This is a genomic window from Bacteroides muris (ex Fokt et al. 2023), assembly GCF_024704895.1.
GTDB classification, from domain to species: Bacteria; Bacteroidota; Bacteroidia; order Bacteroidales; family Bacteroidaceae; genus Bacteroides; species Bacteroides muris.
In genome coordinates, this window is record NZ_JAMZEE010000003.1 from 30,676 (window position 1) to 50,441 (window position 19,766).

Annotated in this window: 28 protein-coding genes, 1 tRNA gene and 1 pseudogene; 16 read left to right on the top strand and 14 right to left on the bottom strand. The window is 46.8% G+C overall.

Annotation, left to right across the window (positions count from 1 at the left end):
- Positions 1 to 25: 25 nt before the first annotated feature.
- The 3 genes from rny to M1B78_RS01670 form a co-directional block, all read right to left on the bottom strand.
- Positions 26 to 1,564: a ribonuclease Y gene (gene rny / locus M1B78_RS01660; protein ID WP_176467879.1), complete on the bottom strand. Its 1,539-nt coding sequence runs from the start codon at positions 1,562 to 1,564 to the stop codon at positions 26 to 28.
- A 125-nt stretch (positions 1,565 to 1,689) separates the two neighbouring features.
- Positions 1,690 to 1,980 carry a cell division protein ZapA gene (locus M1B78_RS01665; protein ID WP_148356360.1) on the bottom strand — a complete coding sequence of 97 codons (291 nt, stop codon included), beginning with the start codon at positions 1,978 to 1,980 and terminating at the stop codon, positions 1,690 to 1,692.
- A 14-nt stretch (positions 1,981 to 1,994) separates the two neighbouring features.
- On the bottom strand, positions 1,995 to 2,288 hold the full coding sequence (locus M1B78_RS01670) for a hypothetical protein (RefSeq protein WP_136009431.1): 294 nt from the start codon (positions 2,286 to 2,288) through the stop codon (positions 1,995 to 1,997).
- Between the two features lie 555 nt (positions 2,289 to 2,843).
- On the opposite strand from M1B78_RS01670, the gene M1B78_RS01675 reads away from it, so the two are divergent.
- From M1B78_RS01675 to M1B78_RS01695, 5 genes are all read left to right on the top strand, one after another.
- Complete coding sequence (locus M1B78_RS01675) at positions 2,844 to 3,218, top strand: DUF2141 domain-containing protein (RefSeq protein WP_008663834.1); 375 nt, start codon at positions 2,844 to 2,846, stop codon at positions 3,216 to 3,218.
- Between the two features lie 17 nt (positions 3,219 to 3,235).
- Complete coding sequence (locus tag M1B78_RS01680) at positions 3,236 to 3,859, top strand: hypothetical protein (RefSeq protein ID WP_257939731.1); 624 nt, start codon at positions 3,236 to 3,238, stop codon at positions 3,857 to 3,859.
- A 164-nt stretch (positions 3,860 to 4,023) separates the two neighbouring features.
- A complete protein-coding gene (locus M1B78_RS01685) occupies positions 4,024 to 4,638 on the top strand; it encodes a hypothetical protein (RefSeq protein WP_257939732.1) in 615 nt (204 codons plus the stop codon).
- 1 nt (position 4,639) lies between these two features.
- Positions 4,640 to 4,930 carry a winged helix-turn-helix domain-containing protein gene (locus tag M1B78_RS01690; RefSeq protein WP_257939733.1) on the top strand — a complete coding sequence of 97 codons (291 nt, stop codon included), beginning with the start codon at positions 4,640 to 4,642 and terminating at the stop codon, positions 4,928 to 4,930.
- Between the two features lie 170 nt (positions 4,931 to 5,100).
- Positions 5,101 to 5,679 (top strand): 5'-methylthioadenosine/S-adenosylhomocysteine nucleosidase, encoded by a 579-nt coding sequence (locus M1B78_RS01695; protein WP_136009436.1) that lies wholly within the window; start codon positions 5,101 to 5,103, stop codon positions 5,677 to 5,679.
- Positions 5,680 to 5,683: 4 nt separating this feature from the next.
- Here M1B78_RS01695 and M1B78_RS01700 read toward each other — a convergent pair whose 3' ends face one another.
- Positions 5,684 to 6,043 carry a YbaN family protein gene (locus M1B78_RS01700; RefSeq protein ID WP_257939734.1) on the bottom strand — a complete coding sequence of 120 codons (360 nt, stop codon included), beginning with the start codon at positions 6,041 to 6,043 and terminating at the stop codon, positions 5,684 to 5,686.
- Positions 6,044 to 6,078: 35 nt separating this feature from the next.
- On the opposite strand from M1B78_RS01700, the gene M1B78_RS01705 reads away from it, so the two are divergent.
- The 4 genes from M1B78_RS01705 to M1B78_RS01720 all read left to right on the top strand — a co-directional run bounded on the left by M1B78_RS01705 (position 6,079) and on the right by M1B78_RS01720 (position 8,772).
- The gene (locus M1B78_RS01705; protein WP_016273219.1) at positions 6,079 to 6,951 is read left to right on the top strand and encodes a pyridoxamine kinase; all 873 of its coding nucleotides are present in this window, start codon (positions 6,079 to 6,081) and stop codon (positions 6,949 to 6,951) included.
- Positions 6,952 to 6,965: 14 nt separating this feature from the next.
- Positions 6,966 to 7,799 carry a phosphodiester glycosidase family protein gene (locus M1B78_RS01710; RefSeq protein ID WP_257939735.1) on the top strand — a complete coding sequence of 278 codons (834 nt, stop codon included), beginning with the start codon at positions 6,966 to 6,968 and terminating at the stop codon, positions 7,797 to 7,799.
- Between the two features lie 108 nt (positions 7,800 to 7,907).
- On the top strand, positions 7,908 to 8,240 hold the full coding sequence (gene queD / locus M1B78_RS01715; protein WP_005826426.1) for a 6-carboxytetrahydropterin synthase QueD: 333 nt from the start codon (positions 7,908 to 7,910) through the stop codon (positions 8,238 to 8,240).
- Positions 8,227 to 8,772, top strand: coding sequence for a 7-carboxy-7-deazaguanine synthase QueE (locus M1B78_RS01720; protein WP_257931314.1), 546 nt, complete (start codon positions 8,227 to 8,229; stop codon positions 8,770 to 8,772). Before queD ends, M1B78_RS01720 begins: the two co-directional genes overlap by 14 nt.
- A 55-nt stretch (positions 8,773 to 8,827) precedes the next feature.
- Here M1B78_RS01720 and M1B78_RS01725 read toward each other — a convergent pair.
- From M1B78_RS01725 to M1B78_RS01740, 4 genes are all read right to left on the bottom strand, one after another.
- Positions 8,828 to 8,900, bottom strand: a tRNA-Trp gene (locus tag M1B78_RS01725).
- 75 nt (positions 8,901 to 8,975) lie between these two features.
- The gene (locus M1B78_RS01730; RefSeq protein WP_257939736.1) at positions 8,976 to 9,551 is read right to left on the bottom strand and encodes a uracil-DNA glycosylase family protein; all 576 of its coding nucleotides are present in this window, start codon (positions 9,549 to 9,551) and stop codon (positions 8,976 to 8,978) included.
- A 186-nt stretch (positions 9,552 to 9,737) separates the two neighbouring features.
- The gene (locus M1B78_RS01735) at positions 9,738 to 10,364 is read right to left on the bottom strand and encodes a hypothetical protein (protein WP_257939737.1); all 627 of its coding nucleotides are present in this window, start codon (positions 10,362 to 10,364) and stop codon (positions 9,738 to 9,740) included.
- Positions 10,365 to 10,838: 474 nt separating this feature from the next.
- Positions 10,839 to 11,480 (bottom strand): AlbA family DNA-binding domain-containing protein, encoded by a 642-nt coding sequence (locus tag M1B78_RS01740; RefSeq protein ID WP_257931313.1) that lies wholly within the window; start codon positions 11,478 to 11,480, stop codon positions 10,839 to 10,841.
- A gap of 149 nt (positions 11,481 to 11,629) precedes the next feature.
- Here M1B78_RS01740 and M1B78_RS01745 point away from each other — a divergent pair, with 149 nt between their 5' ends.
- From M1B78_RS01745 to M1B78_RS01755, 3 genes are all read left to right on the top strand, one after another.
- Positions 11,630 to 11,806 carry a histone H1 gene (locus M1B78_RS01745; protein WP_005826447.1) on the top strand — a complete coding sequence of 59 codons (177 nt, stop codon included), beginning with the start codon at positions 11,630 to 11,632 and terminating at the stop codon, positions 11,804 to 11,806.
- A gap of 93 nt (positions 11,807 to 11,899) precedes the next feature.
- On the top strand, positions 11,900 to 13,165 hold the full coding sequence (locus M1B78_RS01750) for a putative DNA modification/repair radical SAM protein (RefSeq protein ID WP_136009442.1): 1,266 nt from the start codon (positions 11,900 to 11,902) through the stop codon (positions 13,163 to 13,165).
- Entirely contained in the window at positions 13,162 to 13,935 is a 774-nt protein-coding gene (locus M1B78_RS01755) for a TIGR03915 family putative DNA repair protein (protein ID WP_257939738.1), read from the top strand. Before M1B78_RS01750 ends, M1B78_RS01755 begins: the two co-directional genes overlap by 4 nt.
- Before the next feature lie 406 nt (positions 13,936 to 14,341).
- Here M1B78_RS01755 and M1B78_RS01760 read toward each other — a convergent pair whose 3' ends face one another.
- Genes M1B78_RS01760 through M1B78_RS01770 form a run of 3 tightly spaced genes read right to left on the bottom strand, consistent with a single transcriptional unit; the run spans position 14,342 to position 16,513 of the window.
- Positions 14,342 to 15,322 carry a lytic transglycosylase domain-containing protein gene (locus M1B78_RS01760; protein WP_257939739.1) on the bottom strand — a complete coding sequence of 327 codons (981 nt, stop codon included), beginning with the start codon at positions 15,320 to 15,322 and terminating at the stop codon, positions 14,342 to 14,344.
- 42 nt (positions 15,323 to 15,364) lie between these two features.
- A complete protein-coding gene (locus M1B78_RS01765) occupies positions 15,365 to 16,090 on the bottom strand; it encodes an SDR family NAD(P)-dependent oxidoreductase (protein WP_120138826.1) in 726 nt (241 codons plus the stop codon).
- A gap of 12 nt (positions 16,091 to 16,102) precedes the next feature.
- The gene (locus M1B78_RS01770) at positions 16,103 to 16,513 is read right to left on the bottom strand and encodes a secondary thiamine-phosphate synthase enzyme YjbQ (protein WP_057089180.1); all 411 of its coding nucleotides are present in this window, start codon (positions 16,511 to 16,513) and stop codon (positions 16,103 to 16,105) included.
- A 642-nt stretch (positions 16,514 to 17,155) separates the two neighbouring features.
- Between M1B78_RS01770 and M1B78_RS01775 the strand changes: the two genes are divergently transcribed.
- Together M1B78_RS01775 and M1B78_RS01780 are read left to right on the top strand one after the other, a co-directional pair.
- A complete protein-coding gene (locus M1B78_RS01775) occupies positions 17,156 to 17,620 on the top strand; it encodes a MaoC family dehydratase (RefSeq protein WP_005826461.1) in 465 nt (154 codons plus the stop codon).
- A 2-nt stretch (positions 17,621 to 17,622) separates the two neighbouring features.
- The gene (locus tag M1B78_RS01780; RefSeq protein ID WP_009036627.1) at positions 17,623 to 17,829 is read left to right on the top strand and encodes a hypothetical protein; all 207 of its coding nucleotides are present in this window, start codon (positions 17,623 to 17,625) and stop codon (positions 17,827 to 17,829) included.
- Here the strand turns inward: M1B78_RS01780 and M1B78_RS01785 are convergent.
- From M1B78_RS01785 to M1B78_RS01795, 3 genes are read right to left on the bottom strand one after another with little or no spacing between them, the layout of a single operon-like run.
- Positions 17,775 to 18,131, bottom strand: coding sequence for a nitrous oxide-stimulated promoter family protein (locus tag M1B78_RS01785; RefSeq protein ID WP_009036628.1), 357 nt, complete (start codon positions 18,129 to 18,131; stop codon positions 17,775 to 17,777). The genes M1B78_RS01780 and M1B78_RS01785 overlap by 55 nt on opposite strands.
- A gap of 2 nt (positions 18,132 to 18,133) precedes the next feature.
- Positions 18,134 to 18,412 carry a zinc ribbon domain-containing protein gene (locus tag M1B78_RS01790; protein WP_005835861.1) on the bottom strand — a complete coding sequence of 93 codons (279 nt, stop codon included), beginning with the start codon at positions 18,410 to 18,412 and terminating at the stop codon, positions 18,134 to 18,136.
- A gap of 36 nt (positions 18,413 to 18,448) precedes the next feature.
- Positions 18,449 to 18,907 (bottom strand): GNAT family N-acetyltransferase, encoded by a 459-nt coding sequence (locus tag M1B78_RS01795; RefSeq protein WP_257931307.1) that lies wholly within the window; start codon positions 18,905 to 18,907, stop codon positions 18,449 to 18,451.
- Between the two features lie 156 nt (positions 18,908 to 19,063).
- Between M1B78_RS01795 and M1B78_RS01800 the strand changes: the two are divergent.
- Positions 19,064 to 19,387 (top strand): annotated as a pseudogene (locus M1B78_RS01800) (PepSY-like domain-containing protein); the annotation flags it as partial.
- Positions 19,388 to 19,445: 58 nt separating this feature from the next.
- Entirely contained in the window at positions 19,446 to 19,763 is a 318-nt protein-coding gene (locus M1B78_RS01805; RefSeq protein ID WP_257939740.1) for an MGMT family protein, read from the top strand.
- Positions 19,764 to 19,766 lie beyond the last annotated feature (3 nt).

A 19,766-nucleotide genomic window follows, 5' to 3' on the forward strand; every position in this document is an offset into this window, starting at 1 on the left:
TCTGCATTTATTTTCTTTTCCGATGTTACTTTGCGTAGCTCACTGCACGCGTCTCGCGGATAACGGTAATCTTCACCTGGCCCGGATAAGTCATTTCATCCTGAATCTTCTTGGCGATTTCGCCGGAAAGACTCTCCGTCTGCTTGTCGTCAATCTTGTCGGCACCGACAATGACGCGCAACTCACGACCTGCCTGGATGGCATATGTCTTTGTCACTCCCGGATAGGACATGGCCAATTGTTCAAGGTCGTTCAGGCGCTTGATGTATGCTTCTACAATTTCGCGGCGTGCTCCCGGGCGTGCTCCTGAAATGGCGTCGCATACTTGTACGATGGGGGCCAGCAGGCTGGTCATTTCCACTTCGTCGTGGTGGGCACCGATGGCGTTGCAGATGTCCGGTTTTTCCTTAAACTTTTCTGCCAGCTTCATACCATAGAGTGCATGCGGCAATTCCGGTTCTTCATCGGGCACCTTACCTATATCGTGCAGCAGTCCGGCACGTTTTGCTTTCTTCGGGTTGAGTCCCAGCTCTGATGCCATCACAGCGCAAAGATTGGCTGTCTCGCGTGCATGCTGCAAAAGGTTCTGGCCGTACGAAGAACGGTATTTCATCTTACCGATAATGCGGATAAGTTCCGGGTGCAGACCGTGGATGCCCAGGTCGATAGTAGTACGTTTACCGGTTTCGATGATTTCCTCTTCTACCTGCTTGCGTACTTTGGCAACTACCTCTTCAATGCGTGCCGGATGGATACGTCCGTCCGTCACCAGCTGGTGCAATGCCAGACGTGCAATCTCACGGCGAACCGGGTCGAAGGCTGACAATACGATAGCTTCCGGAGTATCGTCTACTACGATTTCTACACCGGTAGCGGCTTCCAGAGCACGGATGTTGCGGCCTTCGCGACCGATGATACGTCCCTTTATTTCATCTGATTCGATGTGGAACACGGTTACTGAGTTTTCAATGGCTGTTTCCGTAGCTACACGCTGGATGCTCTGTATCACGATGCGCTTGGCCTCTTTGCTTGCTGTCAGCTTGGCGTCGTCCATGATGTCGTTGATGTAGGACTGGGCCTGCGTTTTGGCTTCTTCCTTCAGGGATTCCACCATGCGCTCTTTGGCTTCTTCGGCAGAAAGTCCGGAGATAGCTTCCAGTTTTTCTATTTCCTGGCGCTGCATGTGCTCCAGTTCTTCTTTCTTCTTGTCTACGATGGACAGCTGGGCTTCTAGATTTTCTTTCACGGCTTCTGCTTCCATCTTCTTGCGCTGGATTTCTTCCTGGCGTTGGTTCAGTACCAATTCACGTTGTTTCAGCTTGTTTTCTGCCTGCTGTATCTTTTGGTTACGTTGGGCCACTTCTTTTTCCAAGTCTGCCTTCTTGTTTAAGAATTTTTCCTTTACTTCCAGCAACTTGTTCTTCTTAATCACTTCCGCTTCCGCTTCCGCATCTTTCAGGATACCGTCGTATTTGTTTTTCAGCCCGTGCTTGAAGAACAAGTACGAGGCAAACCCTCCGACAATGAAGCAGGCAATGGATAATACTATTGTAACTACTGTCATTTTATTAATTTGTTTTTAATATATAAATAAAAAAGCACTGCATAAAAGCTTGCTTCGATGAAGGGCAAACTTTTGTACAGTGCGCGAATTTCTCTCTTTTACCGACCCGACGGAGGGATTGCAGCTTATTGTTCCTTGAAATAGGTCTCCAATACCTCTGTCAGTTCCTTTATTTTAGCTGTATAGGGTTCAGTATCATTACGATCCTTCAACCGAAGGTTTTCTAAAGCGAACTGATAGGCCACCATAGCTATAATTCTCTCTAGAGACACATTCAGATAATGCTCCCGATACGCATTGAGTCTGATATCTACCTGCTTGGCGGCTTCTCTTACCATTTCCTCGTCCTCACGGTTGATTGTGAGAGGGTAGGAGGCTCCTGCCATCTTCAGGTTTATCTTTATTTTATCGTTCATACATCCTCTTTTCTTTATTCATTCAACAAAGCGATGCATTTATCGATTTCACGCACTAATTTGGACAATCGCAGTTTCGTCTCTTTCACGTCGCTGCCGTTAAGGCTGATTGTCATAGCTGTTTTTAGGTTCGTGTAGTTAAGTTCCAGTTCGCGGTATTCAGCCTGTACCTTCCCGTATTCTTCCTCTTTGGCTTTAAGAAGTTGCTTTAGCTCAGTATTTTCGCGTTTTAATTCATCGTGCAGATAGATTAAATGCCGCAGTCTGGCTTCAAAGGTACTTAATAGCTTCTTTTCTTCGTCTGTCATTACTACACCAAAATTGTACACAAAAATACGATTTACTTGGAGATTACAAAAACTTTTCGGAGAAAATGTGCTGTAGAGGTATCGAAATAACCGAAATGGCCTACGAAAACCTGGTTTCGGGGGATTGAAAAAGGGGCGGACTGTTTATCAAAAGATAGGATATGTAGATAGGTGTGGGACTATTGGTTTTCTGCAAGGATTCTCTTCCTTTCTTTTCAAACGCTTAGTATTTCTGTTGCTAACTATTAATCGTTCGACAGTTGTTGAATTATCGTCCAACAACTGTCGGACGATAATTAGACATATGTCGGACGATAATAAAACGGTTATCGGACGATTAATAGTTAGTAAGGCAGGAATTACTTTTTGCTGTTTTCGGAACTGCTGCTTGGGAATGATTGGAATAACCTACAGTAAAGTAGGATGCAAAGAAATAAATAAAATAATTTATATAATAGTTTGGTTTATAAAATAAACTAATTATATTTGCATTGGAGTTCGAACCTAAAAAGTGTTTTTATTAATATGTGTGTAACTTTAAAATGAAGTGTGATTATGAAAACAATGGGTTATAAAGGTATGGTAATCGTTCTTTTTAGTATGTTTGTAGTGGGTGTGTCGGCGCAGAGTGTTCTGACGCTGAAAGTGACGAATGTTCCTTCTGCCAAGGGGAAGCTGATGGCGGCTACCGACAAGGGGCAATATAATATGGTGGATGCCGCTGTGAGCGATGTCGTGCTGGAGCTGAAGGATGTGCCTGCGGGCAAGTGCAAAATTTACGTCTATCACGATGAAAACGGTAATTACCAGCTCGACAGAGAGGATGGAGTACCGATGGAGTATTGTGCCATTGTCGATTGGGAGGTAAAAGAAAATACGGAGACGGTGGTTGTGCCGTTGGTGGATGTCCGAAAGGGAATGAAGAAGTAATCATATCGGGTATAATTATGAAAGATAAAGAATTGAACGAGAAAGAGAGTTTGGAACTTATCGCTCGAATGATACGCAATACGCGTCGCAACCTGGATACGGGTAGCGGAAATGGTTTTTTAGTGTGGGGATATGTAGGTGTGTTGGTGACTTTGGCCGTATGGGCAGGTGTCACGTTTACGGGTAATCCTGTCTGGATGTGGGGATTCTGGGGGATTCCGGTTGTGGGGTATCTGTTGATGTTCCTCTTATTGCGTAAGCGGCAAAAACCTGTGAAGTTTTATCTTGACAAGATACTGGAGCGGGTGTGGGGGGTGTTCGGGATGGTATGTATGATGGGGGTGCTGGCGGCAACGGATGCCGGACGTTACGAAACTATTCTGCCTTTGTGTGCCATCTTCTTCTCGTTGGGCAGCATCATTACGGGCTGCATCATTCGCTATACTACGTTTTTTATCTTCCCGCTGTTTGGCTTTTTATGGGGGCTGAAGAATTTGTTGTATACTTGGGGAGAAGTGACTTTCCTCTCATCCCTGCTTTGGTTTGTCGGTGTACTGGTATTTTCGCTGATTATTCCCGGGCATATACTGAATTATAAGGCGCGGAAAGAAAATCGAAACGGAGAGTGGGGTGAAGTATGATGACACGAAACAGTGCTTTAGACAAATTCCTGCTTTCCCGAAAGTTTATTGTGTGTATAATTGTTTTGCAATTTATTCTATTGCCGATTGCTACTAAAGGATTTCGGTGGGAGAACATCGGTGATCTGATAATTTATACCTTGAGCCATGCACTTATACAAGGGATGTATCCTTATGCGTGGACTTTTCAGATTGTTTCCCTTGTCATGCTGATGCTGCTTGTGCTTCGGCGCGTGACGATGTCGCGCTGGTTTATGTTTTATGTGGGAGGTTGCTATGTGCTGTATGCCATTGTACAGAATGTGGCAGTAACAGATAAATATGGTTTCAGCATAGTGACGGTCAATGTGGTGATGATGCTCTTGGTTGCCCTGCTTTGGATGAGGGAAGCCTGGCGGGGGAGCAGCAGGCTGACCTTCGGCAATCTGAACCGAAGGACGGCATGGCTGATACCCGCGGCACTCTTTTGCCTATGGTGGCCTATGGACATGATGCGTGGCGCAGAACCCGATTTCAGCCCGATACATCTGTTTGCCGGAGGCTCGGCGATGGCATTTTGTCCGATGACTCCGGTTTTTCTGGTCCTGCTTCTATTGAGTAAAGAAAATATTGATTTAACTTTGCTGCGGGTAACGGCGTTGGTGGGGTTTATCATCGGCTGTTATAACATGGGCAATTTTGCAACCGATGCAGGGTTTTATTTGGGATTGTATCACCTTCCTTTGGTGGGAATATCTCTCTATGCATTGTTGAAAAGTAAACGGAAGAATAAAATTTGATATGTTTAAAGAACTGAACCCTTTGCTTCACAGTGAACTGCGGCTTGCGGTGATGTCGTTGCTCATCAGTGTCGAGGAAGCGGATTTTGTCTATATCCGTCAACAAACGAAAGCTACGGCAGGAAACCTCAGTGTGCAGTTGGATAAGCTCAGCAAGGCGGGTTATGTGGAGATAACAAAAACTTTTAAAGGAAAAATGCCTTGTACACTTTGTAGGATTACTCCGCAAGGGATAGATGCTTTTGAGGAATATGTAGAGTCATTGAAATCTTATCTGGCAGGGAGATTATGAGTGTGGGTGACTTTACATTTATGGGGCAAAGATGGAAATCTTCTGAAAAAGGTTTCTATCTTTGCCTTTTTCATGAGAAGGAGGAGGGTGTGTCATCTGTGTGGCATCAACCGTTTTGCACACCCTTATGCCGGACAAAATTTGAACAGACTCTAAAAAGATAGAATGATATGAGAATCTTGGTTACTTATGCCGTACAAGGCGAATTTACTGAATTGAAATTTCCCGGACTGATAGGGGAGGAAGAGGTGCAGATTGGCTATCTCCGTACCGGCGTGGGAAAGGTGAAATCGGCTTTTTATCTTTCTGAAGCGATAAACCATGCGCAACCGGACTTGGTGGTCAATGTAGGTACGGCAGGGACTATCTGTCATCAGGTAGGAGATATTTTCGTATGCCGTCATTTTGTGGACCGTGATATGCAGAAGCTGGTGGAGCTTGGTATGGAGCATGAGATTGATTCAACGGATTTGTTGTCCCAAAAAGGATATTGTTTGCACTGGCCGGCAGGTGGTGTATGCAATACGGGGGATACTTTCTTGACAGAACTCTCGGATGTGTCCGGTGATGTTGTGGATATGGAAGCCTATGCCCAGGCTTTGGTATGCCGTGCCAAGAATGTTCCTTTCATTTCGGTGAAGTACGTGACGGATATTATCGGACAGAACTCCGTGAAACATTGGGAAGACAAGCTTGCCGATGCCCGGAAGGGGTTGGGAGAATTCTTTGAAAAATTGGGAGGAATTTAGCACGTTACCTCAACGTCTTGAATGACAGAATATGCCAAGTCACCCCCACAGCGACAAGAAACAATACTATCTTTATTTCTGTTAGTGGAATCAGGAAGAAGATGCAGTAAACCATTGTTCCCCACATCAGCAGTAGGGAGATGATTTTGGCACGTAGAGGGATGGCTTTGTTCTCGCGGAAGCTGCGGATGTAGGGGCCGAGGCATTTGTGGTTCAGCAGCCATTGGTACAGTCTGGGTGAGCCTCTGAAATAGAGCGTAGCCGTGAGCAGCAGGAAAGGCGTAGTGGGCAGCAACGGCAGGAAGATACCGATGATGCCGAGTGCCAAAGAAAGTGTTCCTAAAATGATGTAGACTGTTTTCATGCGGCAAATGTAGGAAAAATAATAATATAGATAATATGTATGCGAATAAAGTAAAGAAGGTTGTTGCCGTCCACGACTTGTCGGGAGTCGGACGGGTGTCTCTGACGGTGGTCATTCCCATTCTTTCGTCTATGGGTTTCCAGGTGTGCCCGTTGCCTACAGCCGTATTGTCGAGCCATACCCAGTATCCGGAATTCTCTTTTCTGGACCTGACGGATGAAATGCCGAAGATTATTTCCGAGTGGAAAAAGCTGGAAATGCAGTTTGATGCCTTTTATACCGGCTATCTGGGTTCTCCGCGGCAGATACATATTGTTTCTGACTTTATTGATGACTTCCACCGACCGGACGGTCTGGTTGTGGTAGACCCGGTGTTGGGCGATAACGGACGGCTTTATGCGAACTTCCACGAGTCCATGATTGATGAAATGAAACATCTCATCACCAAGGCCGATGTCGTTACTCCCAATCTGACGGAACTGTTCTATCTGCTGGGCATTCCTTATAAGGAGATGAATACGGATGAGGAGTTGAAGTCATATCTTCGCCAGCTTTCCGATTGTGGTCCCGAAGTGGTGATTATTACCAGTGTGCCTGTATGGGATGATAAGCATAAGACGTCCGTATATGCCTATAACCGGAACGGTAACCGCTACTGGAAGGTTACGTGTCCTTACTTGCCGGCCCATTATCCCGGAACGGGGGATACGTTTACCAGTGTCATCACCGGAGCACTGTTGCAAGGCGACAGTTTGCCCATTGCCCTGGACCGTGCCACGCAGTTCATTCTGCAAGGTATCCGTGCTACTTTCGGATACGAGTACGACAACCGTGAAGGTATACAGCTTGAAAAGGTGTTGCATAATCTCGACATGCCGATTCAAATCTGCAGCTATGAATTAATTTAAACCAATCCCATCTTATGAAAAAGAAAATATTCCTGGCAGTGTATCTCTGCTGCGGCATGTTTGCAGCAATGGCGCAGACTGCTGCCGATTCTCTTGCCATCGTTTCTGCCACCTGGCAGACTAATCCCCTGCAGAAAGGGATGCTTTATAAAAAGGCAGTATTCAGTTCTTTGTATGGAGTTCCTCAGGAAGTGTCCATTCTTGAAATATCCCCGAAGCGCTACCGTTTCGATGTGCTCGTCCACAATCCCAAGGAGGAGACCAGTATAGCCGCCCGGCATGCAGGTGCGGTGGCGGCCATCAATGGCTCCTATTTTGATATGAAAGCCGGAAATTCCGTCTGCTATCTGCGTAAGGACGGGGTGGTGATAGACACTACCTCTACCGGGGTTTTGGCAACAGTGTCCAATGGAGCTGTGTTCATAAGGAAGGGCAGGCTGGAACTGACTCCCTGGAGCAAGCAGGAAGAAAAGGCATGTACTTTGAAAAAGGGCACTGTGCTGGCTTCCGGTCCTTTGATGCTGAAGGACGGGCAAATGTGCGACTTGTCCGGGACTAACCGGAATTTTGTAAATACCAAGCATCCCCGCAGTGCTGTGGCGCTGACAAGAGAAGGAAAAATCCTGCTTATTGTCGTTGACGGACGTCGGAAGGGAAAAGCGGAAGGTATCAATATACCCGAGCTTGCCCATATGATTCGTATATTGGGTGGGGAGGATGCGTTGAATCTGGACGGTGGCGGTTCTTCTACGCTGTGGAGTGAGGCGTTGCCGGATAAGGGAATAGCCAATACCCCGAGTGGCAGTGCCGAGCGTAAGGTTGCCAATTCTCTTTGTGTGTACGAATAAGTTAGGGAAGTAAATGGATAAATCTTAAGTTTTTTGTAATTTTGCCGTCGCATCGAGGTGACATTAGATGCGATAACTTATATTATATTAATTAGCGTATTAACAAGTATGTACACAGTCATCAAACGCATGGAAGTGTCGGCTGCCCATAGCCTGAAACTTTCTTATCGCAGCAAGTGTGAGAATCTGCACGGTCACAACTGGATTATCACTGTCTATTGCCGTTCCAAAGAGCTGAATGCGGACGGAATGGTGGTAGACTTCAGTCACATCAAGCAGGTGGTAAAGGAACAGCTGGACCATCACAATCTTAATGAAGTGCTTTCCTTCAATCCCACAGCCGAGAACATAGCCCGTTGGATATGCGACCAGATACCCACTTGCTTCAAGGTGGAAGTGCAGGAGTCGGAATCAAACATTGCCGTCTATGAGGAAGATTAATGAGATATTCTACAGTTTGCAGGGAGAAGGATACCATACGGGTACTCCGGCTGTCTTTATCCGTTTTTCCGGTTGCAACCTGAAGTGCCCCTTTTGTGATACGCAGCATGAGGACGGCATACTGATGTCCGATGAAGATATCGTAACAGAAGTCAGTAAATACACTGCCGCTACCGTGATATTGACCGGTGGAGAACCCTCCCTTTGGATTGACCGTGAATTTGTGGATTGTCTGCACCAGGCGGGAAAGTATGTCTGCATTGAAACAAACGGTACCCGTCCGCTGCCGGATAATATAGATTGGGTGACCTGTTCTCCCAAGCAGGGGGCAAAACTGGAAATTACACGTATGAATGAAGTGAAGGTGGTGTATGAAGGGCAGGATATTACTGTTTATGAGCAGCTGCCTGCCAGGCATTTCTTTCTCCAGCCTTGCTCTTGCAGCAATACGGCCGAAACGGTGGATTGCGTGATGAAGCATCCTAAGTGGAGGCTTAGTTTGCAGACACATAAGCTGATAGATATCCGGTAGGCGTTTATAAAACGACAAAGGCTGTAAGCATTGCTTACAGCCTTTGTCGTTCATGCACGGGAGGAGAGGCTCGAACTCCCGACACCCGGTTTTGGAGACCGGTGCTCTACCAACTGAGCTACTCCCGTGTTTGCGGCTGCAAAGGTAATGTAAACTTTCAAATATACAAGTAATATACGTACTTATTTTATAAAGAAAGTTGCTTATAGCATCTGTAAGTCCTGATACATAATGCGATAGGCTGCTGCCTTTTTTCCCAGTGCCAGCGGGTAGGCTCTCGAGGAAGAAGGCATCCGGTAGAGACGCATCGGATGGTTTTCAAAAAGAAACTCTGTGAAGTCTCCTACTTTGGGTTTGTCGATGGAGAACTGTGTGCACAGCGTATCCGTCGCCTTCTCGCCGGTGGTGACGATAGCCTTGCATTGAGGTATCCGGTGTAGCAGGGCAGGGATGTCCGTGGGTTGCACCACTTCCAGAAACTTATCCGAGGCGTTGTCTTGCAGGCGCCGTATGGCAGAGGCTGTGTCGAACAAGGCAATACCTTTTTCCTGCAGGAAACTGATGAGGCGTGCTTTGCAGAAAGCCTTCTTCGTCTTGTCTACAAAATAATCCTTGTCATTGAAGAAAAGTAATCCGGTAATCCTCCACATGTCATTGTTCCAGTTGGGATAGTAAAACTCCATGGACCACCGTTTTTTCTGCGGAGGAAAACTTCCCAGCATAAGCAGACGGGCATTGCCGGGAAGGAAGGGTTCTAAAGGGTGTTGTTCTATTTTCATACTTTCCAATCGTCTTGCCTTTCGTATAGTTCCGGATGATGGCATATTCTTCGGCGTCTTCTCCCATGGCTTGCAGTTGGTGGAGGCAGGAGGCTTTGGTTGTCAATGAACCAGCCGCCAGCCGGCAGCATTAGGCTTGCCGGACTCCACCATATTCTACTGTTTCCAGTTAGAATTCTTATTCTTTTATTTCTCTTCGTTGGCTTTCTGTTTCGGTTCCTTTTTGGCCAGCATCACTACGTTGTAAACGTACTCGGTCATCCATTGTTCCGAATATCCCAGACGCTCTTTGTACTGGCGTACTGCCGCTGCCGTCTTGTGTACATCGTCCTTTTTCCATACGGTTTTTGTGCAGACATCGTGTACGGTTTTTTCGGTCATGCTGCGCAGTGCTCCCTTGAAGATGGAAGGCATGCGGAATTTCCACTGCATCAGGTTTCCCATCAGCATCATAAGATCATTGGAGAAGCCCTGATACATGAAGAGGTAGCCTTGTACGTCATTTTGTGTACGACAGTGCTTTTTGACGGAAGTGTCAATTTCCTTGAAGAAGTTTTCACTGATACCGTAGTCCTGCATCAGCATCTTGCGCGAAGCGGCCTTTTCCGCTTGTCCCAAGCGTCCTCCCTGCGTGGGGATTTTGAACAGACGCTTGAAATTGGCTACATCCGGCACAAAGCGGATGTTGGTGATGCCCAGATTGGCGGCTATTACAGACTGGAAGTAGACGCGTGTCAGTGACACGAAATCTTCTACATTCTTCGAAGATACTTCTTCGGTATTCTTGTTGAATAGTTTGGTAAATAAACTCATATCAAATTACGAATTACTGATTACAATTTACAAAATCGCAGGTCATCCGGCGGTTTCGGCTGCAAAAGTACGAAATAAGTTGGTTATCACCAGCACTCTATGTCTTTTTCTACCTCTTTCAGGCGGTTCTTGGTGAAAACGGGGTCTTGGATATCGGTGCTTTTCTGTGCGCGGTAGTCTTAAGGCAGCCTGAAAGGATATTTTCCGATTATCCCAACAGCAGGGCGATGAGGATGTAGATCCGGAGCAGGTCGTTTATCAGATTTATTATTCGCATCAATGTATATATACAGTAATCTATTTGCAGTAAAAAACTTGCACAAAACAACTACTACCCTCTGTCGTTATTCAAGATTGCTTCTGTTGTTATAGAGATGAGCTTTTGCAAATTTTTGATAATCAGTAATATGAAGTCTGTTGTGCTGCAACTTGCGGCATGGGCAAATCTGGACGAACCTGATGGAATCTCCTTGCCTATTTCAGCCTGAAGTGAAATTTGTGCCCTTCAAACACAGGCTCCACGATGTCATAACGAACAAACTTTGCCAGCAGATGTTCGGCGGTGCGTCGGGAAAGATGCGCTAGGCGGCAGTAACGGTTCAGTGAAAGGCGGTTGTTTTCTTCCAGCAGATTGAGTAGCAGTTGTTCCCGTTCGGTATATTCTATCAGTTCTCCTTTCAGACTTCCGCTTTGCTGCCAGACGCGTAGATGAACGGGAGTAGCCAGGATGTTTTCGTCCTTGATGCGCAGATAGGCCAAGTATTTTCCTGTTTCGTCCTTGGCGTATACCGGCTTCCGGTCACTTTCCTCGATTTGTACCACCAGCACACTGCGTCCTTCCACCAGATAGGTCTGCATGGTGTAGTTCACTTCGGGACTGCAATAAAGTCCGGCAGCCGCTTCTATCATATATTGTTCTTCGTCCGAACGGACACCGGCAATTTTCCCGTTGTCTTTCACTCCAATGAGCAGTTTTCCGCCGTCTGTATTGGCAAAGGCTGAAAGGGTTTTGGCTATCTTGCGGGCGTCGGATATTTCGAACTTGAAATCCTGTTGTTGATGCTCTCCTTCAGCTATGAGAGCGTGTATATACTCGGTGTCAGTAAGCGTTTTCATGCTTGCAAAAGTAGATAAAAAACGCGTAAGAGCCCCTTTTTGAGGCGATTTTACCGAATATTTCAAAAAAAATATCGTTTTTCTGTATTTATTTCAAGAAAGAATGTATTTTTGCCAGACATTATTAACGAAGTAATTTGAAAAGGATTATGAAAGAATTAGTTGAAAAAGTAGCTGCATTATATGCAGACTTCTCAAAAGATGCAAACGCTCAGTTGGAAAACGGTAATAAGGCAGCAGGAACTCGTGCTCGTAAGGCTTCTTTGGAAATCGAAAAAGCTATGAAGGAATTCCGCAAAGCATCTTTGGAAGCTTCTAAGAAGTAAGAAAAAAAGCATATCTTATGCTGTGAAAGACTGCCACGTTTGGCGGTCTTTTTTGTTTTTAAAAGTATTATTATTACTTTTGGCGCAGGTATTATGGATGAAAACGTTCTCAATAAACTGAAGATACTGGCAGAGTCGGCAAAGTATGACGTCTCTTGCTCCTCCAGTGGTACGGTACGCTCCGGCAAGGCAGGCATGCTGGGGAATGCTGTGGGTGGCTGGGGCATCTGCCATAGTTTTGCCGAGGACGGCCGTTGCATCTCTCTGCTCAAAGTGATGCTTACCAATTATTGCATCTACGATTGTGCCTACTGCATCAACCGCCGCAGCAACGACCTGCCGCGTGCCACGCTGTCGGTGACCGAGCTTGTAGGCCTCACCATGGAGTTCTATCGCCGCAACTATATCGAAGGGCTTTTTCTGAGCAGTGGGGTGGTGCGTAATCCCGATTACACAATGGAACGCTTGGTGCGTGTTGCCAAGGATCTCCGTACCATCCATCGTTTCAACGGTTATATTCATCTGAAAAGCATTCCCGGCGCCAGCCGCGAACTGGTGAATGAGGCAGGGCTTTATGCCGACCGTCTCAGCGTCAATGTCGAAATACCGAAGGAAGAGAATCTGAAACTGCTTGCTCCGGAGAAAGACCATAAGAGTGTGTATGCGCCTATGCGCTACATCCAGCAGGGTGTCCTTGAGAGTTCGGAAGAACGCAAGAAACACCGCCATGCTCCTCGTTTCGCTCCTGCCGGACAAAGCACACAGATGATAGTAGGTGCTACTGCCGAGACGGACAAGGATATTCTGTATCTTTCGTCAGCCCTCTACAAGGGACCTACGATGCGACGTGTCTACTATTCGGGCTATATTTCCGTCAATACCTACGATAAGCGCCTGCCGGCCTTAAAACAGCCCCCTTTAGTACGTGAAAACCGGCTCTACCAGGCTGATTGGTTGATGCGTTTTTATCAGTTCAAGGTGGAGGAAATAGTGGATGATGCCTATCCGGACCTTGATTTGGAGATTGACCCCAAGCTGTCCTGGGCTTTGCGTCATCCCGAGCAGTTTCCGGTCGATGTGAACAAGGCGGATTATGAACTGTTGCTTCGCGTACCGGGCATCGGCGTGAAGTCGGCACGGCTGATAGTGGCTTCCCGGCGTTTCTCCAAGATAGGTTTCTATCAGTTGAAGAAGATAGGGGTGGTGATGAAGAAGGCACAGTATTTCATTACCTGCTGCGAGTTGCCGATGCACACGGTCAATGAGCTGACTCCGCAAGGGGTACGCAGCCTGCTGTTGCCCAAACCGAACAAGAAAAAAGTGGATGAGAGGCAGTTGATGCTTGATTTTGGCGAATGAATATTTTTTTATATGATAAGACTTTTGAGGGATTGTTGACTTCTGTTTTTGAAGCCTATTCCCGCCGCACTTTCCCCGATGCACTGTTGTTGGAAGGAGAGCCTCTTCCATTGTTCTGCGATGAAATATTTACAGTGATAACCGATGAAGAGAAATCCGGCCGCGTCTGGCGGGGATTGCAGAAGAAACTGTCGTCTGCGGCACTTGCCTGCCTCGCCCAGTGCTGGCTGGCGGAGGAACCGGAAACTCCCATGCTGCTATTCCGCTATATCCGCAAGGCGATAGATGCTCCTCGCTCCATTGAAACGAATTTTGCCGATCCTGATGTGCTGGAGTTCTCTCGTATGTGGAAGCGGGTGGATTGGGAGCGTATACGCCTGCTTCAGTTTGTTCGTTTTCAGAAGGCTGCGGACGGTACTTTCTTTGCGGCCGTCGAGCCCGAGAAGAATGCCCTTCCTTTGGTAACGGAGCATTTCAAGGATCGTTTTTCCGACCAGCGTTGGCTGATTTATGACATCAGGCGAGCCTATGGGTACTATTACGACTTGAAGGAGGTGCGCCAAGTGACTTTTGGTGAGGACAACTGCGAGGGGCATCTTGTCACCGGCATGCTCGACGAAAGTCTGATGGACAAAGACGAACGGCTTTTCCAGTCTCTCTGGAAAACCTATTTCAAGGCAATCTGCATCAAGGAACGCCTCAATCCCCGAAAGCACAAGCAAGACATGCCCGTGCGCTATTGGAAATATCTGACGGAGAAACAGCAGTGATTCCTTTTATTCGATTTTCCACTGTCATCTCGGGAAATTCCTGCCCGGTTGCAGCAAATATCCCTCATCATAGTTTATTAATACGAATCTGTGGTTGAAACGGGGCATAACGGCCCTGAAACGAGTACAATGATATTTTGATGAATTGTTGTGATTTAATGAAGTGATGATGGCGGTTCGTAATATTCTGATTATCTGCGTGTTTAAGGTGACCTGTATTCAGTATACGACTGAACCCTATTCAGTATACGATTGAATGGCATTCAGTATACGACTGAATTAGGTTCAATATGGCACTGTATCTCGAATCTGTACTATTTGTAAATAATGCAGATTGCCATCCGACTTTTGTTTCGGCTCATGACCGATAAAAAAAGGAATTAGTTTCAACTACTGATTCGCATTGTTAATTGATGACCCAGTTCTTGTCGTGGGGTACTGTTTTCTTGGGGTCGTAATGCATTCCATCCTGCGTAGGTATCTTCAGTGTATAAGTACGTCCGCTTTTATTCATCAGTAAGGTATCCCGTAGCCAAGGGTTGGCGTCTTTCAGTTGGGCATAGGTGATGCCTTTACTTTTGGCAAACTGTGCCAGGTTGGCAATACCCGTTGTGACAGCCACTTCCGTGCAGGGTATGGGCGGATAAAGATGTTCCCGTTTCAGCAGAAAACCGTACTGTTGCGGATTGCTGATGACGGCTTTGGCTGCCAGCAGGCGGAACATGTAACGCGAAGTTTCTTCTACCAGCCACAAGTCGACGGCTTGGTCTACCATTTGTTTTTGCATCTGTGTGGAGATGCGCCCTTGTCCGGCATTGTAGGCGGCAGCTACGCACAGCCAGTTTCCATATTTCTGATAGGCGTCTTTCAGGTATTTGCAGGCTGCCTTGGTTTCCTTCTCGATATGGTATCGTTCGTCGATGTTGCTGTTCACCTCCAGGCCGAATTCACGTCCGGTGGCAGGCATGAACTGCCATAGGCCTGCAGCACCCGCAGGCGATTTGGCTAGCGGGTTCAGGTTGCTTTCTATCACAGCGAGGTACTTGAAGTCATCGGGCAGGCCGTTGGCTTTCAGTATAGGTTCTATGACGGGGAAGTAGCGGTTGGCACGCTTCACCATGAGCATGGTGGTGGAGTGCATGTAGGTGAATGACATCAGTTCGCGGTCCATACGCTCGCGATGGTCATAGCGCAGCAGGTCAATATCCTGCCTGGCAAAAGTAATCTTGTCCGGTACGCTGGGAGAGGTCACGCAGTAGGGAACTTCGGATTTCACGGAATCGCGTTCGGGATTCAGCGCACTGCTGCCTGCGAGGAAGGGGAGGCTGGAACCTGCACACAGTGCAATGGCAGCCGTAAGCACGATATATTTTGAATTTTTCTTCATGTCTGTATGTATATTTCTGTTTGGAGACGTGAAGATACGAAATCAATTCGTTATAGGCAACCTTTCCCATAGCCATCGTGGAATCATACGCCAAAAAAACACCAGTACCCGGTAGCGTCCGTCAATGACAACTACCCGTCTCTTTTCTCTTAAAGCCTTGATTATGTGCTGTGCTACACGGTCTGCTTTCATCAGCATCGGGTATTTCCCGCTTTTCAGTAAATCGGTGGCAACAAATCCCGGACGGATGTCGGTGAAGTGTATATCAAGATGCTGCATCCGGGCAAGTTGTGCCAGCGCTTCGATATAGGTATTCTGGAAGCGTTTGGTGGCAGAGTAGGCCGGTGCAACGCCTAGTCCTTTAGTGCCTGCAATGGAACTGATGACAGCAATATGTCCGGAGCCTTTTTCCTTGAAATAGTTGAAGGCGGCAGTCACCATGCGGGTAAATCCCTCTACATTGGTACGTGCCGTGTTCAGTTCGATGTCCGGTTGTAAGTCCCGGTTTTGATGTCCCACGCCGGAACTGAGGAAAAACAGGTCTATGCCTCCCAGCTTTTTTATCAGGTTATGGAGGTGTAGAGTCGCTGTCTCTTCCGTAACGTCCAGCTGTTCCGTGACTATCCGGTCGGGTGCGGTGGCTTGCAGGGCATGCAATGCCTCTTTCCTTCTGCCGGCAATGCCTATATGCCAGCCTTGTTGTACAAGTATCCTGGCTACTTCTTGTCCGATGCCTGAAGTGGCACCGATGATGATGGCTTTCTGCATGATGATAGGGGATTATCCGATGACGGTTGCTACGATTCTTCTTCCTCCGCCCCGGTTGCGGAACTCGCAGAGATAGATGCCTTGCCAGATACCCATGTTCAGGCGTCCGTTGGTGATGGGAATCGTAAGGCTGGTTCCGCTGAGGGTTGCTTTGGCATGGGCGGGCATGTCGTCATCCCCTTCGCATGTATGCTGGTAATAAGGTTCCCGCTCTTTTACGAGGCGGTTGAAGATGGCTTCCATGTCTGTCTGTACGTCAGGGTCTGCATTTTCGTTGATGGTGAGGCCTGCGCTTGTATGCTTGATGAACAGATGCAGGATTCCGGCAGGTGGAAGAGGGGGAAGGTTACGTATAATCTCCTCTGTCACCAGGTGAAAGCCACGCCGGCGAGGGGTCAGGGTAAATTCTTTCTGTGCGGTCATAAATCATTGTTTTTCGTTTGTTGTCAGGCTTATCTTGTCTGGCAGGGCAGTTCCACGGTGAATGTACTTCCCACGCCCATTGTCGAATCTACGGCAATCACTCTTTAATAGTGATGTTTTTGTTCTGTCACAACAATTAAGATATTGACAAAGATATATTATTTCCAAATTAATATGTGATGAACGGAAATAAAAAATAAAGGTTGTATCTGTTTTGAGGAAATGGGAAAAAGATACCCGAGTTTTTGTACTTGCGGGAATAAGACGTATATTTGTTGCAATTTTTGCATCCTGACAAGAAAATGACATGAAGCGTATTGGACTCTTTGTAATGGTTTTTTCTGCATGTCACTCTTGCTCCATGCAAGTGGTCTGCGTGTCTTGTTTATCGGAGATTCTGTGATATGAACCATATTTATGGTAGCGGCTATATGTATTTGTGTGCAAGTCATTATCAAGGAAATTTTCCGGAAAAGGAATATGCTTTTTTAATCGTGGCATCAGTGGAAACACTCTCCGGCTTCTCAAGACCCCTATTGGATTTGGGACGGTATCCACACCCCACTCCTGCAGGGCATAAACGAATGGCGGATATGTGTATAAAGCGCGTGAATTTATAATTTATCAATAAAATAGAGAGTAATGGAAAAAGTGATTATCAACTCGTACGAGGATTTTGAAAAGCTGGTAGGCCAGCAAATCGGTGTTTCGGAATATGTAGAGCTCCCTCAGGAGCGTATCAATCTGTTTGCTGATGCGACATTGGACCATCAGTGGATACACGTCGATACGGAACGTGCCAAAGTGGAAAGCCCTTTTAAGAGCACCATTGCACATGGGTATCTCACCTTGTCCATGTTGCCATATCTGTGGAACCAGATTATTGAAGTGAACAACCTGAAGATGATGATTAATTATGGTATGGACAAGATGAAGTTCGGTCAGGCGGTATTGTCCGGACAGAGCATCCGACTGGTTGCCCATTTACAATCTCTGTCGAATCTGCGTGGTGTGGCAAAGGCGGAAATAAAGTTTGCCATCGAAATACAAGGTGAAAAGAAGAAGGCATTGGAAGGGGTGGCTATATTTTTGTATTATTTCAATTGATGATGCGTAAGATGGTATGCCCCCAATGCAAGGTGGGGGCATTTTTTGTGATGAACGGACAAGGTGAGCGCCTGCCGGTCTACATCTCTGACAAAGGCGAGATTGTGCCTAAAGACAGCACCTCTTCATTGGAAGGATACGACCTGGATACGGTTTATTGTTTGTGCTGTTCCTGGCGCGGAACTCCGAAACGTTTGGTGAGATACTGATGGACATATTCCTGCCACAAATGGCAGAGTGCCGCCACGGGATGGTATAACAGCATCCGTGGTCCGGCATACCGCATGACTTTACGCATCCGTTCTTTCATTTCGGGCTTGTAGCAGTGAATGCTGCATTGCCTGCAGGTGGATTTATTCTCACCGAAAGGACAGCGTGAAAGACGAATGCGGGCATATCCCAGCAATTCCTCGCATCGGGGACACAATTGCTTGTTACCTTCCTTTTTCCGGCAGTAGAGGCGGACCATCCGTTCTACTGTCTGTTTTTCCTGCTCGATACGGGACGGCATGTTTATTGTTTGGACTGCCAGCGTTTCAAGGTCGGGAAGAATTCTTTCATACCGGCAATGGCTTCCTCTTTAGTGAAATTCATTCCGGAATCCTTGTTGAATTCGTCGGTGAACTGTGCACAATGTTCTATCATTTCGTCCATAGTGCAGTCTTGTGCAAAATTGCCGTGCTGGTAGCAATAGGTGCAATATTCCTCGTTGAGGCTACCGTCGGCATTGGTTCCGAGTACTTCTGCAGATGACAAGGGCATTCCGCAGCTTTGGCAAAGTTTAGCTTCCATAATGTGTGGAGTTAAGTGATATGCAAATATAGGATATTATTTTGGTTGAAGCGTCCTTTTCAGATAAATCATGTCTTTCAGTTGCTTGCTTCCTTCAAATATGGGGTGGTCGTAATTATCGATAAAGAAATCGGGTACCCGGTGTGAGTATGCAAATCCGCAGCTTTCATAGAAGGGGATGGTTAGCGGACTGTCTCCAGTGCCGACAAGCATAGTATGGCACCGGTCTTTATAATGTTCAAGAACGAATGCTATCAGTTGTCTTCCATATCCCTGGCGCTGGTATTCCGGATAGACAGCTATGCTCTTTATTTCGTAGATTCCTTTATCCTCGCAGGTGATTACACAAGACGCTTTGACTGTATCATTATCGGATAGGATGAACATCTCTCCCCGTTCCAGATAACGGTCAATCATGGACTCTTGTTCGTCGGCAAGCAGTAGCAGGTCAAGATATTGCTTTTTGTTGCCGGATATGGGATGTATTCTTATCATATTTCTGAATTTCTGGTGTGAAGTTAGTCATTTTCTATTGAATTACAATGGATATCTCTTTTTAACTGTTGAATGGTTGAGAGTTGCCGGTGAACAAAATCTGCCATACGCCGTTCTTCTCATAACATGATAATCTGATGAAGTTATGAGTAAGTTGAAATTCTCTTTTCTGGTTTTGATACGAAAGTCTGGTTTGACGGGCAGGCGCAATGGGTAATGCAACAGACGGACTGGGAGACAATGGACGAAGTGCCCCCTGCCGTTTACAATGCTTTTGCCGCCAGTGAATATTCCGGAGGGATGGTGCAGAATGTCACTTGGGTACAGTTTCCCAAATGGCAGTCCATCGTGGCGGTAGAGGTAGGGATGACAAATCTCCAGACGAAATATCAGATATTGTTTACCCCGACGGGCGAAATCATCCGTGCCCGTAATGTCACCTATACATACAATCCGCTCGGCGCAGCCACTTTCTTGTAACGTCTGTTCGCATACCTGCTGAATTTATCATATCTTTGCCTTCCCAAACCAGACTTTTATGGACAAAGACACTTTTCAGCAGGAGGTTTATAATGTAGTGGCCGCAATCCCTCCGGGGCGGGTGGTGACGTACGGACAGATAGCCTATCTTGTCGGAAGACCTCAATGTTCGCGCATGGTGGGACATGCCATGCACGATGTGCCCGACGGCATGTGTCTGCCCTGCCATCGGGTAGTGAACAGCCAGGGCAGGCTGGCACCGTGCTGGACTGAACAGCGGGCTTTGCTGGAGGCAGAGGGCGTGACGTTCAGAAAGAATGGGTGTGTAGACATGAAAAAATGCCAGTGGGAATTCATGAAAGAACAAATACAATAAGAT